The organism is Prevotella pallens ATCC 700821 (assembly GCF_000220255.1).
In the GTDB taxonomy this organism is placed as follows: Bacteria; Bacteroidota; Bacteroidia; order Bacteroidales; family Bacteroidaceae; genus Prevotella; species Prevotella pallens.
The window spans coordinates 631,520-648,086 of record NZ_GL982514.1 but is presented as its reverse complement, the minus strand read 5'-3'; the positions used below and the strand labels follow the sequence as shown (position 1 = coordinate 648,086).

The window sequence follows — 16,567 nt, the reverse complement described above, 5'->3', positions numbered from 1 at the left end:
TTGTTTGCAGAATATTTTGTTTGTTTATGGTTGTTTTGGCTTTTCTACCAAATTAAGCTCTCATTGTTGGTATGCTATAGTGCTATAAAGGCTACTGTTTGTGTTGTGATGTGTGAAACGCTATTGACAGATATCTAAGGCGAGCGTGACAGATATCTGAGACGAGCGTGACAGATATCTGAAACCGAAGAGCCTTAATGTTTGCGATATGCTGTTTTGTTTATGCGTAAGAAGTAGGTGTTATTTGTAAGTTCTCTGCCTGTTTTCTGTTGAAACAAAAAAGTGCCTAAAGGAACTATACCTTTAGACACTTTTATTATTTAAAGCAATATTCTAATTCTGCTTAAATGGCTGCTGCAATCCATTCGTAAACGTAGCTGCAAACACCAAAAAGTATGATGCCAGTGGTGCAAACAGCAAGAGCAAACTTTGTGTTGCAATCGCTCTTGAAAGTTGGCATAGGAGCATCGCTGTGGTTTATATACATCGCCTTAACTATTTTTAGATAGTAGTAGAGCGAAACCACGGTGTTTATGAGTGCAACAAACAGTATTACGTAAGTCCACGCTCCCTCGCTTGTAGCTATGTCGGCACCTTTTACGCCCGACATAAACACAAAGAATTTAGAGAACATTCCTGCAAATGGTGGTATACCACCCAGCGAGAACATTGCAATAGTCATAAGGAAGCTAAGGCGTGGATTGGTTTTGTAGAATCCATTATAGTCGGCAATGTTTGTTTTGCCACCATTGTTTTGTTCTACAACGGCAATAATGGTGAACACCGCCATATTGGCAACCACATATATAAGAACGTAATAGCTTAATGCGGCTACAGACGATTCCCAGCTGTTGCCCAATGCTGCAAGCATGATGTAGCCTGCTTGCGAGATTGAACTGAACGCCATGAAACGTTTCAATTCGCCTTGACGAATGGCAAAAAGGTTGGCTACGGTGATAGAAAGTGCAACCACAATCATCATAAGCACGTGCCAATAGGCAATCATTCCGCCGAAAACGTGGAACAAAATGCTTAAAAGTGTAAAGGCTGCTGCACCTTTAGAAATAACACTGAGGTAGCCTGTAACTGTGGTGGGTGCACCTTGATAAGTGTCGGCAGTCCAGAAGTGGAATGGCACGAGCGAGATTTTAAAGCCAAGACCACTGAAGAAGAATACCAATCCCATAATGGTGAACGGAGTGGCTTGCAAATTAGTTGCGATATCGGTAAAATACATAGTGCCGTACGCACCATAAAGGAAGCTAATGCCATAGAGCATTACACCGCTCGAGAAAGTTGCTGTGAGTATAAATTTAGCTGCTGCTTCAGCCGAATTGTTGCGATAAGCATCGAAAGCAATAACGCACGCCATTGGAACAGATGCCATTTCTAAGCCCAAGAAGAACATAAGGAAGTTTCCTGCGCTCATCATAACCTCCATACCCAAAAGTGTAGAGACAGCTAACATATAAAATTCGCCTTCTTTCCCGCTTTTTTCTGCCCATACACGGCTCTGCAATACTACGATGAAAGTACCAAAAGCAAGGATAGTTTTCATAACATTAATTGCAGTAGACGTGGTATACATTCCTCCGAATGCATCTTCAGGTTGCAACTGGAGCATACAAACCACAGTGTTGGCAAGCAAGAGTGCGGAAGCCAACGGATTGAACCATTTGCGTTCTTCGGTCTTTGCTGAAATAAAGTCAGCAACGAAAAGGATTATCAGAATGGCAACAAGACTTGCCTCTGGTATCATTTTAAAGAAATCATTATAATTCATATTGCTACTTTACTATTATAAATTACCTAATTGTGGAACGTATTCAATGATGTGCTCGAATATAGGGTGAACAGCATCTATAATCATATTCTCGAAGAATAATGGGCATATACCAAGACCAGCAACGCAGAAGATGAGGCCCGCAATAGCGAAGCGCTCGTCCCAGCTGGCATCGTGCAATTCGTAGAACTTCTTGTTTGGAATGGTTTGGAATAGAATTTTTCCCACCACGCGAAGAATATAAACTGCTGTAATAACAATAGACGTACATGCCACAATGGTGCAAACACGGTGGAACATTCCTGCGTTTTCGAACGAACCAATAAAGATGGTCATTTCAGCAACGAAACCTGAGAAACCAGGCAAACCAAGGTTAGCCAAACCAGCCACTACATACGAAACGGCGAGGAATGGTATAACCTTCATTAAGCCGCCAAGGTATCGAACGTCGCGCGTACCAGCACGGTGATAAATCATACCAATACAAGCGAAGAACAAAGCTGTCATTAAACCGTGAGATAGCATTTGAAGAATAGCACCCGTTATGGCAGTTTGTGTTGTCATAACCAATGCGAAGAGCACCATACCACAGTGAGAAACCGAAGAGTAAGCATTAATGTACTTTAAGTCGGTTTGTACACAGGCAGAGAGCGCACCATAAACCACCGAAATGGTTGTAAGAATAAGGAACACAGGTGCCCACATCTCAAGCGCATCAGGCATAATGTACATAGCAATACGCAAACAGCCATAGCCACCCAGCTTCATTAATACACCAGCGTGGAGCATAGACACAGCCGTAGGGGCTGAAGCATGTCCATCGGGCGACCATGTGTGGAATGGGAACAACGCTCCGAGTATGCCAAAGCCAATGAATACAAATGGGAAGAAGATATTTTGCGCTGTTTTCGACATTGCGTGCATCTTTGCTAACTCTATAACGTCCATTGTAGAACCGCCACTGAAGTAGTAAATACCAAGGAAACCAAAGATGAGTAAGCCTGAACCACCCATTAACATAAGGGTGAGTTTCATGGCAGAATACTCTTTTGCACCTGTTCCCCAAACTCCAATAAGAAGATACATAGGTATCAGCGCAACCTCGTAGAACATAAACATGGTGAACATATCGGTTGAAATAAAGAAACCGAACACACCAGATGAGAGTAAAACAAACCAAAGGAAATATTCCTTCTTCATTGGTTCGAGTTGCCAACTGGCAAATGTGCCTGTGAAAACAATGATAGCCGAAAGCAAAATCATTACCACCGAAATACCATCAACACCCACAGCGAAAGCTATGTTTAACGGTTTAAACCACATAGCCGAATTAGCCAATAGCATAGTATCGGTATTTCCTGCAGCACGTTGTTGCACAAAATAGATGGTGAGCCATATTGCACCAATCAACAAAGCAGAGGCACCTGCTACCATCACGCCGCGTACCTGATTGTCGTTCTTAGCGACCCAAAGGCCGAGAAGCATCAGTACGGGGATTATTACAAATATTGTTAATATCCAACTCATCTCTTTATATCAAGCAAAGTATTACTAATGTTAAAGCCACAGTTCCTGTAATGAACCAAATTGCATACTGACGAACATCGCCACTCTGCCATGGACGAATGCTTTCGCCTGCCTCTTGAGTACCCCAAGCAAGGAAGTTGAAAGTGCCGTCGATGACGTGGCGGTCGAACCACGCAATTGGAATAGAGAAGCAACGGAAAACAATCTTATGTGTAAAGAATTGCCAAGCGTTGTCAATATAAAATCTGTTGAGAGCTGCCTTGTGGAGTCCTGGCATACTTTTAGCAAGCTTATCGGCAACAGGATTGTTCTTAGGCATATACATCCATGTAGCAAGACTAATGCCGATGGCTGCTGCCAAGAGACTAAACCAAGCTACACTCGTGAAGTGGAAGTGCTGTAGGTGAATGTCTGCGCTTTGTCCGGTTGCAGAAACAAAGTGTCCGAATGGAATCCAACCAGCAAAGATTGAAATGATAGCGAGGAATACTAATGGTCCCCACATAACAAATGGAACTTCTTGTGGACGGCGACGTGTTTCAGGGTCTTCCTCGTAATAAGACTTGCCCCAAAAGATAACGTAATACAAACGGAACATATAGAATGCCGTCATACCAGAAACTAAAGTCATAAACCAACCTAAAACGGGTGAGAATTGGAAGCAAGCGCTTACAATCTCGTCTTTAGAGAAGAAACCAGCAAAGGGCCATACACCACTAATGGCAATGCAACCAATGAGGAAACAAGCATTTGTGATTGGCATATACTTGTGCAATCCGCCCATATATTCCTTGAAATTGCTACCAATAATAACGATGATAGCACCAGAGCAGAGGAATAACAACGCCTTAAACATAGCGTGGGTGAACAAGTGGAACATAGATGCCATATAGCCTAAACCACCTTCTTCGTTGTCGATAGCATAGCAAACACCAAGCGCAACAAGCATATAAGCTATTTGCGAAATAGTGGAGAAGGCTAAGCCACGCTTTATATCGCGCTGACAACATGCTACGGCTGCAGCATAGAAAGCAGTGAATGCTGCAATATAAGCAATCCAATGAAGTTGCTCGATAGCTCCATACTTAATATAAATAGGGAATAGACTTGCTACCTGGAATACACCTGCAACCACCATCGTAGCAGCGTGGATAAGTGCCGACACTGGTGTTGGACCCTCCATAGCATCTGGCAACCAGATGTGAAGAGGGAACATAGCCGATTTACCCGCACCACCTATAAACATTAGGAATAGAGCTGTTGGTATAGCCCACGCCGTTGCAGGGTCTGAAGCTATGTTGTGCAGTTGAGTAGCTAAAGCTCCATCTGCAGAGAGGTCAAAGTTGAACGTCTTAACATAGAAACTGAAGAACAGAATACCTATTAAGAAGAATAAATCGGCAAAACGAGTAACAATGAACGCCTTCTTGCTTGCATGCACAGCAGTGTGCTTTGGATAGTAAAAACCAATAAGCAAGTAAGAGCATACACCCACCAACTCCCAAAAGAGATACATCTGGAAAACGTTGGTTGCTACTACCAAACCTAACATTGACATTGTGAACAATGACAAGTAAGCATAGAAACGTTGGAAACCGTGTTCGTATTCTTCAAACTTATAGTTCTTATCACGTTCTGCCATATAGCCAAACGAATAGATATGAACCATAAAGCTTACAGTGGTAATAACAACAAGCATCATTACACTGATAGGACTTAGACGGAAACCAATATTAAATGTCAATAATTCAGAGAACTTCAACCACGTTAAGTTGAATACAGTTACAGTGGGGTAAACGCCACTTGCCAAGCGTCCATCTACAACATGGAAGGTTTGCCCCATTGCTGTGTATTCGCCAGTATAGAAAAAATACTGATAGGCTGTGTAGAGACTCAAGACAAAAAGCACGCCCAACATGCATGTACCGATGATTCCTGCCATCGGTTTAGGCATCTTCATACCTGCCAATCCCAATACGATTGCGCTTAGAAAAGGTAGAAGAAGTATTAAAAATGCGTAATCAAACATAGCTCTTTTTTATAATTTCATATTTTCAATACTGTTCACCTGATCGCTGTGCAAGTGTCGGTAAACATTAATAATAATAGCTAATGCAACAGCAGATTCGGCTGCGCTTACACCAATAGAGAAGATTGTAAAGAACATACCTTCGTATCCATCGGGATAAAGCAAACGGTTGAAAGCTGCAAAGTTAAGGTCTACGCTATTGAGAACTAACTCTATGGAAATGAGCATTGCTACTAAATTACGTCGAGTAACAAAGCCAAAGACTCCTATAAAGAACAATAAGCCACTAAGGACAAAGAAATATTCTACTGGTATCATTATTCTTTTACCTCCTCTTCTTTCTTCTGTTTATTCAAAATAACCAAACCTCCAATAATGCATGCTAACAAGAAAACAGATATGAATTCGAATGGCAATACATAGCCATATTTGTTTGCACTCATAAGTGTTTTACCTATCGCTTGCATTGAAACTTCTGTATCGGCAGTGTTGGTAGATACTAATTCGCTGAAAATCTTATTCTTTAAGAATACGCCTAATACGGTTGCAAGACCCACAAGCGCAATAGCTCCAGCAAGAATGGTACGTTTCCCAAGCCATCTTTCCGATAAACCCTGAAGTGTTCGCTTGCTTACCAACTGAATTGCAAATACATACATTACGGTGATACCACCAGCATAGATGCTGATTTGAGCAGCACCAAGAAATGTATAGTCGAGCAGGAAATAAAGTCCTGCTACGCCAAAGAGCACAAACAGCAATGCTGTTGCAGCTCGCATGATGCGTTTTGTAGACACGCAGAATACTGCAGAGGCAAGTATTACTACCGCTAAAATCGCAAACACAATTAAATTAGCCATAACTTTATCTCCTCTTTATTTCTTTTTTGTATTAAATGTTCCTACTGTCCAATTGGCGCCACCATCTATAAGGTTAGGTAATGATCCTCCCTTATATACTTCTTCGTTTAGGTGCAATACTAGTTTTGAACGGTCGAAAACAGCATTTTCGAAGTCGTTTGTAAACTCAATAGCATCAAAGTTGCAAGCGTTTACACACAATTGGCAGAACATACAGTCGCCCAAATCGTATTGATAGTCGAGCAGTGCACGTTTCTTTCTACCTGTTTCTGGGTCTTCGCGCATTTCGCTTGCTATGCGAATTGTACCGTTTGGACATGCTTTCTCGCACATAAGGCACGCTACGCATTTGTAGTTTTCGTTTTCGTCTCGTTTAAAAACTAAACGTCCGCGGTGTCGTGGTGCTACGTGGAGAGTTGTTTTACGGTTTTCTGGATATTGCTCAGTAGACTTAGGCGTGAAGTATTCCTTCATAGTAGTCTTCAAACCTGTTGCCAATGTCTTGAAAGCATTTCCAATTTCACCGAAATATGATTCTTTATTTTCCATTAGAACAATGAATTCTTAATTTACTTTACGATTATCTTGTTATGCGATTTTGAATGTCCAACCGAACGCTACGCACACTGTCATAAGCACCAATATAACAAGACTGAGTGGCATAAGATATTTCCACTCGAGCTTTAATATTTGGTCTACACGTAAACGGGGGAATGTCCAGCGTATCCACATAAGAAGAAATACTACTACAAAGGTCTTTCCAAGGAACCAGACGATACCCGGAATGAGGTTCATAAGGTTGTCGAAACCTTCTATACCTATATTAATAGGTGCCCAACCGCCAAGGAATATTGTAGTTGCAAGACCTGATATTACAAAGAGGTTCAGATATTCTGCCAAATAGTAGAAGCCGAATCCCATACCACTATATTCTGTGTGGTAACCTGCTGTAAGCTCACTTTCGGCTTCGGCAAGGTCGAACGGACCACGGTTTGCTTCTGCGTTACCTGCAATACAGAACACGATGAAGCCTAACAGGGCAGGAATGTGTCCTTGGAAGATAAGCCATTGCCACGGACCTGTTTGTGCTTCAACGATGCCAGATATCTGCATAGTACGCGTAAGTACCACGGCTGATATGAGGCAGATGCCCAATGAGAGTTCGTAAGATATCATTTGAACGGCTGCACGCATAGCAGAGAGCACAGAATACTTATTGTTACTTGCCCAACCAGCGATAAATACGCCTAACACTCCGATGGAGCTAATGGCTGTTACAAGAAATATTCCTACGTTGAAGTCGAGTACGGCTGCGCCTTTATTCCATGGAAGGAACGAGAATGTGCCGATAGATGCTGCTATTACGAGGAATGGTGCAAGGTAGTAGAGCAGTTTATCGGCTTTATCTACGGTGAATATCTCCTTGATAAGCATTTTCAGTACATCGGCAAACACCTGTAATGTACCCCACCAACCCACGCGAACTGGACCGATACGGCACTGGAAGTAAGCACAAACCTTACGTTCCATAAAAATAAGAATGATGGCGAGCACGGCATAACCCACGATGATGGCTACGCCTACGAGCACACACTCTATAAGAATTGCGCTGAAATTGCCGAGCCCCAAAGTTTGTCTTAGTAGCTCGTCGAACCATCTTGTTACTATACTAAAATCGAACATGTATATGATTTATTTCTTAATTCATTATTTATATATAGTTTTTCTCTTAGCGATCGATGTCTGGAATAACAAAATCGAGTGCTGCGCCTGTTGTTACAAGGTCGGCTATTTTCTGTCCTTTCAGCATCTTGTCCATTGCTCCTACCAATGTTAGACCCATTGGACGGAACTTTAAGCGATATGGGCTCTTGTCGCCTCGCGAGTCGAGATATGCACCAAATTCACCACTTGCGCCTTCTACAGAGAAGTACCACTGACCTTCTGGCACCTTAATGATTGGCTTCTGTTTTATATAGAAGTCGCCTTCGGGTATATTATCGATGAGTTGTTCAATGATATTCAAACTTTGGTACATTTCCTTAATGTGGCAATAGTAGCGATCCATAGAGTCTCCACCCGTCATTACCACCTCTTCGAAGTCCACTTTGTCGTAAACGGTATATGGGTGGTGTTTACGAACATCGTTACGCCAGCCGCTTGCACGTCCTGCCGGACCTGTTACGCCATAGCTGATGCACTCTTTTTCGTCCATTGGACCTATGCCAACAAAGCGTTGATGTGTGATGACGTTATCGCCGAAGACATCAAGATACTCTTGTATCATTGGTCTTAGATATTTGCAGAGCTTCTTTGTGTTTTCTACAAAGTTCGGGTCTATGTCGTCTTGCAATCCACCTATTCTATAATAGTTTTGAATTAGTCGTCCACCAGTAGTTTCTTCCATTACGTTCAAAACGTGTTCGCGGTCGCGCATACCGTAGAGCATTGCTGTAAGTGCACCTAAGTCTTGTGCACAGCACGATGTGTAGAGCAAGTGGTTGTCTATGCGTTGCAATTCGTCCATTATGGTACGAATATATAGAATACGCTCCGACAGTTCAATGCCCATTGCTTCTTCTATGACGCCTACCAATGCGTGGCGGTGCATCATAGCCGAAAGATAGTTCATACGGTCGGTCAGAGCGAGTGTTTGTGGATAGGTGTACGATTCGCACATTTTTTCTATACCACGATGGATATATCCGAGGTGTGGATATATATGTTCTACTTTTTCGCCATCGAGCACTGTTTGCAAACGCAATACACCGTGTGTTGATGGGTGCTGTGGACCGATGTTCACCACAAACTGGTCGTTAGTAAACAGCTGGTGTGTGGTTGCTGTTAGTTGTCCGTCTGCATTTAGGTTCCATTCTGTTGTAGTATCCACTTCTATGTCGTCTTCTGTGGTATACATATTCTTCGCAGGGTCCATATCGTAATCCTTGCGAAGTGGATAACCCACGAAGTCGTTTCTTAAGAAGAGACGTCGCATATCGGGGTGTCCAAGGAACTTAATGCCAAAGAAATCGTAAACCTCACGTTCTAACAAGTCGGCGTCTGCCCACAGATTGCATACTGTTGGTATAACATATTCTTGTTCTACCTGTTTTGCAAGTTGTTTTACAGAGCATCGTTCGTGTGTTTGCGTATTTTCAAGTATATAGATACAGCCCAGACCTTCTTCTGTTCCGAAGTCTTCTCCAACTATTGTTACAAGGTAGTCGAAATGCTGTTCCTTTTTCAGTTTTGCCATTTCGTTGGCAAAACGTTCAAAACCAAACTCTTTATTTTCTAATTTCATTTTCCGTACCTTATTTATTAGTTAGCTGCTGTATTGTTGTCGTTAGGCTGTTGTTTATTTTCTGCTTCGTTTAGCTTATCTAACTCTTTGCCTAATTTTTCCACATCTTCTTTCGTTACAGGTTTATCTACAACGATTGTTTCTTTTTTGGGTGCTGCTGCATCGGTAGGTTTAGCTGCTGGTCGTGCTGGTTTTGCTGCCGGACGAGCAGGTTTCTGTGTTGCTTTATATGCTTCTTCCCATGCTGCTTCTCGTTTTTCTTTTATCGCTTCGGTAGATATTCCGAGTTTTTCTTCGAATATTAACTCTTCGTTACTAACTCCAAGTTTACTTTCTTCGATAGTTTGTTTATGGTTTGCACCTCCAAAGAATTTCTCAATTTTCACTTTACGTTGTAGCTGCATCATTCCGTAAATAATGGCTTCTGGTCGTGGTGGACAGCCAGGAATGTAAACATCTACAGGAATAATTTCGTCTATTCCACGCATTACGTGATAGCTGTCTTTAAACGGACCACCAGATATTGCGCAGCCGCCCACTGCTATTACGTATTTTGGCTCTGCCATCTGGTCGTACAAGCGTTTTAGTGCTGGTGCCATTTTGTTTGTTATGGTTCCGGCACACATTATCAGGTCTGCTTGTCGTGGAGAGTTACGGGTAACCTCGAAACCAAATCGAGAGAAATCGTAACGTGCGCAGCCCACTGCCATAAATTCAATACCACAGCAAGAGGTTGCGAATGTAAGCGACCATAGCGAGTTGCTACGTCCCCAGTTTATTAATTGGTCGAGACTTCCTAATACAAGGTTTGTACCTCCGTTGTTTAGCTCGTCTGCCATCTTCTCCAGAGTGCTGTTATCCTTCCACTCATCGTAAGGCATTGCCTTAATTTTAGGTTTCCTTATTTCCATTCAAGCGCTCCTTTCCGCCAAGCGTAAGCTAAGCCAAAAACTAACACCAACATAAAAAATCCGATTGTTGCCAACGCTAAGACACCATACGTGCTCACCACTACCGCCCATGGGTAAAGGAACACTGTCTCTACATCGAACATCAAGAAAAGGATAGCAAACAGGTAGTAGCCTACGTGCATTGGCAGCCATGATGTGCCATAGGTAGGAATACCACACTCGTAAGGTTCACCTTTCGTCGGATTGTAAGAACGGGGACCCAATAGTTTAGCTGTAACGTATGCTACAACAACCAAAAAGGCTGCCGTTATGAAGACGGTGATAAAAAGTGTAAAATACATAAATCTATATAGCTATAATAATATTACATCATAAATGTTAGAGTATAAGATATCTTAAACGCTTGCAAAGTTACAAAATTAATTATTAATGTTGCAAGAAAACTATAAAAAATGTGCCCTTTTTGTAATGCCAGCTTTACAAACGTAAATTTAACCCATATCTGTTATTATACCACAATATGTACTTATCGGTATCTTGCCTGTCTTTGTAATTTTACGTAGCCCGCTACGCCTGCATTACCAAGTCAGCCAATCTACTCTATAATAAACCACAATATGTTTAGGCTTTAACAACAGATATGGGTTTAAGAGACTTGCTATTTATTTCTGTTTAATGGCTGATATGGGCTGTTAAGGTTTCAGCTATATATAAAAACTATGTGGTTATAATGGCTGAATGGCTCTTAACATAAATTGTTTTTTAAACTGTAGTATCATTACATTTTGTTTCTGCTGTTATTTCTTGCTCTCTTTTGTTTGAATGTTAGCCATTTTACTTGTTTTTCGGACTGGTGAGTATATATAAAATATGGTATTTGTAACAAGTTGTGAATGAGGCTGATATGATGTACCAAAAAATATGACGTCTGTTTCGATTGCGACAGATATCTGAAACGATCACGACAGACGTCTGTCACGATTGCGATAGATATCTGAAACTAACGCCCCATTCGAATTAAACTATTGGTTACACATTATTATATATAGCTTATACTGTTAAGTTCACACTGTTTTTATAGTCTTTCAAACTCATTGTAGTTACTTTTGCCTATACAATATGCTGTGATGGTATGCACAACGAGAAAACAAAATTTGTAAAAGCTTTAACAACATAATGTTAGGTTTAAGGTGTTGCAATTGTGCAAAAATAGAACGAAAAAACATTACGAAATGCTTGCCATTTAGGTGTAAAAACACTATCTTTGTGCCATTACATAGTTACAAGTTGCGGTAGAGCGCACTTTTAATGAATTTGGAACAAACATTAACAACAGTAAGAAAGTATATTCTCATTAACCTAACACCACGCCCAAATCTCCGATACGGCGCTGTTCTGGAAAGGAACTGAAACAGGGAGATTTTGTTAAGATGAAGCCAAATTTACGTAGAAACAAGTTTGTGGTAATAGCCGCTCTATTCATCACAATGTTTGCAATGCCTATCGAAACATGGGCACAAGGCACAGCTAAAATTATTCTCGAAGCACATAATGTGTGGGGAGACGGCAGCGGATACCAATTGTTGTTAGATGCCGACCACAATCTGTATGGCGACAAAATTCCCGTTGAAGGACCTATTTGGGACGATAACAATCCGCCAGCCAATCTTTACAGCGGTTTCGAATATACCATTCCTGCTAATGCCGACCCATCTACCACGCCAAAACACATGGTGGTTGATGGCGAAGAAAGCATAGACATACCTGCTGGTATATACGATTTCTGTATTGTGGCGCCTCAGGCAGGCACTAAAATATGGATTGCGGGCGATGCCGACGGACCCACACGGGGAAACGATTATAAGTTTGAAGCAGGAAAAACCTACCGCTTCACAATGCACATTGTGCACGAAGTGAACAACGATGGCGCAAAACTTCTAATTACAGAAGATGGAAAAATAGAAACCTATCAGCTGTGGGTGGCTGGTACGCAAGTTACGTCCGACAATTGTAACGACCTTCCACATAGTAAGGGAGTAGTGCTTTACGACCCAGCAACGAAAGTACTAAGCCTGTACGATGCCACTATTAATGTGTATGGCACCGACGAAGCCATTAAAACATCAATGGACGACCTTACCATTCGTATGGAAGGTGAAAATACACTCGCCTCTACCGATGGACCAGCTATTCGTGTTGAAAAAGCAAAAAGCACCATTACAGGCGGTGGAAAAATGACACTTACAGGCAAAGATTTTGGCATTTATGTTGCACCCAACGCATCGCTAACCATAGATAATAGTGGAATAGACAGCAAAGGGTCTATCGGCAACGAAATGGCAGGAGCCGAAATCACCATTAACAATTCTTCGGTTACAGCAAAAGGAAACACTTATGCCAGTATGTGCGGCATACAAACGCTATCGCTAAATGGCTGTTCTATAGTGAAACCATCTGGCGCTAGCTTCGATGCAAGTCTTGCCGGCATAGCTCTAAACAGCGAATTGGTGAAAGACGAGGTGGTTATAAAAGCACAAGAATTAACCTATTACGACCTTGAGGTGGCAGGCAGACGCGTTACTTCAGCCAATTGCAACACACTGTCTAAACTCGATTATGTGAATGGAACTATTCTTTACGACCCAACAGCCAACGTTCTCACCTTTAAAGATGTGTCTATTGCAGGTGCTATAAATGCAGTGGTGTCGCACTCAGACAATCTTACAATAAAGCTTATTGGTAACAACAACTTTACAACCGAATATGTGGCTATTAGCTTTACAGCTCCGCTCACTATAACAGGTGGTGGAACGCTAACAGCTAAAAGTGTAAAAGATTGTGCCATTTATGCCAATCAAACCAATTTAACAATAGACAATTGTAATGTAAATGCCGAAAGTACGGTGTACGGAATTGCTGGCGATGGTGGCGATAACGAGCATCTTACCATAAAAAATGCCAACGTTACAGCCATAGGAACACAGTTTGGCTCTATTAGCGACTTTGCTTCTATTACGCTATCAGACTGCACTATAGCTCAACCAGATGGAGCTGTGTTCGACCCAACAAAACATTGCATAGCACTAAATGGCGAACCTGTGAAAACTAAAGTTGTTATTACGAACAACCCAGCGGGCATAGCTACTGCTAAAGGCGAAGATGCAAACACGCAAAACATCTATTCGGTTAGTGGTGTTCGTATGTCAAAACAGCTTAACAGTTTGCCAAAAGGTGTTTACATTGTAAATGGTCGTAAGGTAGTAAAATCGTTATAAATATCGCACGGCGATAGCAAGATATACCATAATTTTATTGTTTTGTGGGTGTAAGGGCACTATTAATCGGTGCCTTACACCTCACTTAATGTTTGCAGCTAAACACATTTCGCATTAACCACGTATGGTGGAATGTATGCTGTCAAATATGTTTTGCATTATATATGTTTGACGGAATGAATGCTGCTAAATATGTTTTGGATAAATACGTCTTGTTGAATGGGCGTCAATGAATGCGTCTGTGTCCATCTCCGCACTGTTTACTTGTGTTGTGCAATACCTCCCACGTGCACTCCGTGAGGCGTAGGGGACCGATTTATCGCGCCCGCTTCCTCATCATTCCCCACGATTATTGCTGAATGAAACCACCTGACCACGCAATATATTTTCTTGCAATTTCGTTGATACGGGCACGATAAATCCGCCCCTACGCCTACGGAATGTTCGCTATCAAATATGTTTTGGATTATATATGTTCTGCGGAATATATGCTGCTAAATACATTTTGGATAAAACCAACAAACCTATATAACAGCTATAAAAAAAGAGAAGACCAACTGTCGTAAATTCGCTGGTCTTCTCCTAATCAAGTTATGAAAGAATTAAATGTATCTCTCTTATAAACCCCAACCCTTTTATTTTTTATACTTCTGTTGTTCGCCTATAAAAATAGGACGAATGCTATACATATTGCTCTTTGGGTTTGTTGCGTTAATATGTGTGCTAACTACTGGCAAAGAAAGGCAACCATTGCTATGATAATATGCAGTAAATGCAGTTGCTTGCTTCCAGTTTGAACCTGTAGAAGTCCAATAAAGAGCTTGGCTTCCTGGCTTGTCTAAGCGTGGGCATCCATCATTATAGGTCTGGTAAGAGCCTGCGAATGGAAGGAATACACCATTTTCGAGTTGCACTTTTGTGAAGTTATACAATCTGCAGCAGTTTGTTCCATAAACACCAACATTAACTGTGTAGTTGATGTTTGAACGTCTTGAGCCGCCAATCCATCTTGTAGTACCCTTCAAACAACGGTCGTTTGTTGGAACATAGAGTACACCGATAACTGGTTTTCCGCCATCAATGTAGTAGCCAAGATATCCTACTGTGCTGCTCATCAAGTGCTCGAAGTCGTGCTTAGAAGGCATTCTCCATGTTTTGTTAGATGCGTAGTAAGCGAGATCGCCGAACTCATCACGTGTAGAAGCCTGCTTTTGAATGTCTTGAGTTGATGTCCAATAGTGGAGATAGTTGCTGTGTCCATAGTGAGGAGCCTTTGCAATGTCGCCCCAACGGAAGTGATCGAACTTGTCGTTACCGAAGTTACGTGGCAATACTTGACCCATTGTGTACAATGGATAGCTTTCTGTATAGAAGAAATCCCATGGGTTCTTTGCAAGGTGATAAGCATCGCGCCAGCCATCAACCTTAGTTCCTGGTTCGTACTGCAAGTTGTATTTACCCCACTTAACACCGTCAACGTCAATCCATGGGTCGATAACCTTCTCTACAGTATAAGCATAATATGATGCTACATCAAGCTTAAAGCCTGAGTCATGAATTGTATAAGTCTTGTTATCTGCAGTCTCTATAATATAGGTAGCTTCGAAATTATCGTCTGGGAATACCATTACATAGAGTTCATCAACAGGAGTTGGGGGTACAATAGTAAGACCATCATTTACACGATTAGTGAATTCTCCAGTCTTTAAGTCAAATGTTGCCTTTGTTGTAATGCCCTTAATGGTAAGCTTCTTAATGTTTTTGAGCGCCAAACCTTCGTATTTAAAGTCAAGCTTTAAGATTGAATACTGCTTTGAGAAATCAATATCTTGAAGCAAAGTAGGGCCATCGAAATTGATATTCTTTAATGTTCCCCAAGTATAATCAAAGTGATTGAGAGTTTCTCTCGTACCATCTTGAACTTTAGTTACTGCTACACCATCTTTCTCAATGGTGTTTTCTTGCATGTTTAACTCTAACGTACCTGGTGTAGTACTTTTGCTTTCATCTTGATAAGGATAGAAGAATGCCAAGTCATCACCTACCTTACATTTAATAGATCCATCAAATTTAGAATACACTCCTTGAGTTCTTGCATGGAGTTGATCGAACCCTTGAGGGTTAGCAAGGTTGTAAGCAAGAATGGCGTCTCCTTTTTCCCATTGTGCTTTACCATTTAAATTGATGATAGAACGGGTTGTCGCACCTTTTGATGCAGAAACTGTTACTTCACGTGCGGCATTTTCATTTGGATTTAAAGCGTTTGTTTCGTCGTTGTTTAATTCGCTTGAACAAGATGTCAAACCAATTGCTACAACACACAATAATGTGGCGTAAACGTTTTTAAAATTCATAATTTTAAGAATTAGTTAATATTTTTTTGTCGTTATTTAATTCAAATCTTCAGATTCTTCATCTTCTGATTCAGTGTCATATTCAAACAATGGCTGCTCCTTAGCATGACCACCTGGTCGTGGTTTAGGTTTAACACCACCATTATCTCCACCATTTGTACCTGCCAATAAGCAGCCTTCTGATATTGTTGCTACTGACACTACATTGGGTTTAATGTACTTTTTCATCATCGTTTTTAAATTTTTGGGTTTATAAAAGATTTATACTACGTATTTATCTAACTTCTACTACATATTTATCTAATTTATACTACGCATTTATCTAACTTATACAAGGAGGGTTACATAATAGATTTAACAATAATGTAGTGGCACTCCTATTTATTTTACTCAGCGATAATCTTAACTAATGTGATTGTTCCAAGTATCTGGTGCAAAGGTAATTATTAACTTTAACACACGCAAACGCTTTAACTGAATTATATATATACTTATAAATAATTAACCTATATAAATTCATAAAC

At 41.1% G+C, this 16,567-nt stretch carries 13 protein-coding genes; 1 reads left to right on the top strand and 12 read right to left on the bottom strand.

Features of this window, described 5'->3' with window-relative positions:
- Nucleotides 1-343: 343 nt before the first annotated feature.
- From HMPREF9144_RS11875 to HMPREF9144_RS11830, 10 genes are read right to left on the bottom strand one after another with little or no spacing between them, the layout of a single operon-like run.
- Complete coding sequence (locus HMPREF9144_RS11875) at nucleotides 344-1,783, bottom strand: NADH-quinone oxidoreductase subunit N (RefSeq protein ID WP_006046353.1); 1,440 nt, start codon at nucleotides 1,781-1,783, stop codon at nucleotides 344-346.
- Between the two features lie 15 nt (nucleotides 1,784-1,798).
- The gene (locus HMPREF9144_RS11870; RefSeq protein WP_006046352.1) at nucleotides 1,799-3,310 is read right to left on the bottom strand and encodes a complex I subunit 4 family protein; all 1,512 of its coding nucleotides are present in this window, start codon (nucleotides 3,308-3,310) and stop codon (nucleotides 1,799-1,801) included.
- A gap of 4 nt (nucleotides 3,311-3,314) precedes the next feature.
- Nucleotides 3,315-5,339: an NADH-quinone oxidoreductase subunit 5 family protein gene (locus tag HMPREF9144_RS11865; protein ID WP_006046351.1), complete on the bottom strand. Its 2,025-nt coding sequence runs from the start codon at nucleotides 5,337-5,339 to the stop codon at nucleotides 3,315-3,317.
- A 9-nt stretch (nucleotides 5,340-5,348) separates the two neighbouring features.
- Nucleotides 5,349-5,657 carry an NADH-quinone oxidoreductase subunit NuoK gene (gene nuoK / locus HMPREF9144_RS11860; protein WP_004361841.1) on the bottom strand — a complete coding sequence of 103 codons (309 nt, stop codon included), beginning with the start codon at nucleotides 5,655-5,657 and terminating at the stop codon, nucleotides 5,349-5,351.
- Entirely contained in the window at nucleotides 5,657-6,199 is a 543-nt protein-coding gene (locus HMPREF9144_RS11855) for an NADH-quinone oxidoreductase subunit J family protein (protein WP_006046350.1), read from the bottom strand. The genes nuoK and HMPREF9144_RS11855 overlap by 1 nt, the downstream gene beginning before the upstream one ends.
- Nucleotides 6,200-6,214: 15 nt before the next feature.
- Nucleotides 6,215-6,748 carry a NuoI/complex I 23 kDa subunit family protein gene (locus HMPREF9144_RS11850; RefSeq protein WP_006046349.1) on the bottom strand — a complete coding sequence of 178 codons (534 nt, stop codon included), beginning with the start codon at nucleotides 6,746-6,748 and terminating at the stop codon, nucleotides 6,215-6,217.
- Nucleotides 6,749-6,787: 39 nt separating this feature from the next.
- The gene (nuoH, locus tag HMPREF9144_RS11845) at nucleotides 6,788-7,882 is read right to left on the bottom strand and encodes an NADH-quinone oxidoreductase subunit NuoH (protein ID WP_006046348.1); all 1,095 of its coding nucleotides are present in this window, start codon (nucleotides 7,880-7,882) and stop codon (nucleotides 6,788-6,790) included.
- Between the two features lie 46 nt (nucleotides 7,883-7,928).
- Nucleotides 7,929-9,503, bottom strand: coding sequence for an NADH-quinone oxidoreductase subunit D-related protein (locus HMPREF9144_RS11840; RefSeq protein WP_006046347.1), 1,575 nt, complete (start codon nucleotides 9,501-9,503; stop codon nucleotides 7,929-7,931).
- 17 nt (nucleotides 9,504-9,520) lie between these two features.
- Nucleotides 9,521-10,414, bottom strand: coding sequence for an NADH-quinone oxidoreductase subunit B (locus HMPREF9144_RS11835; protein ID WP_006046346.1), 894 nt, complete (start codon nucleotides 10,412-10,414; stop codon nucleotides 9,521-9,523).
- Nucleotides 10,405-10,755, bottom strand: coding sequence for an NADH-quinone oxidoreductase subunit A (locus HMPREF9144_RS11830; RefSeq protein WP_006046344.1), 351 nt, complete (start codon nucleotides 10,753-10,755; stop codon nucleotides 10,405-10,407). The genes HMPREF9144_RS11835 and HMPREF9144_RS11830 overlap by 10 nt, the downstream gene beginning before the upstream one ends.
- A 1,089-nt stretch (nucleotides 10,756-11,844) precedes the next feature.
- Here HMPREF9144_RS11830 and HMPREF9144_RS11825 point away from each other — a divergent pair.
- On the top strand, nucleotides 11,845-13,689 hold the full coding sequence (locus tag HMPREF9144_RS11825; RefSeq protein ID WP_006046342.1) for a DUF2436 domain-containing protein: 1,845 nt from the start codon (nucleotides 11,845-11,847) through the stop codon (nucleotides 13,687-13,689).
- A gap of 635 nt (nucleotides 13,690-14,324) precedes the next feature.
- Here HMPREF9144_RS11825 and HMPREF9144_RS11820 read toward each other — a convergent pair.
- Both HMPREF9144_RS11820 and HMPREF9144_RS11815 read right to left on the bottom strand, forming a co-directional pair.
- Complete coding sequence (locus tag HMPREF9144_RS11820; protein ID WP_006046340.1) at nucleotides 14,325-16,043, bottom strand: fimbrillin family protein; 1,719 nt, start codon at nucleotides 16,041-16,043, stop codon at nucleotides 14,325-14,327.
- 36 nt (nucleotides 16,044-16,079) lie between these two features.
- Entirely contained in the window at nucleotides 16,080-16,274 is a 195-nt protein-coding gene (locus HMPREF9144_RS11815; RefSeq protein WP_006046339.1) for a hypothetical protein, read from the bottom strand.
- Between the last annotated feature and the right edge of the window lie 293 nt (nucleotides 16,275-16,567).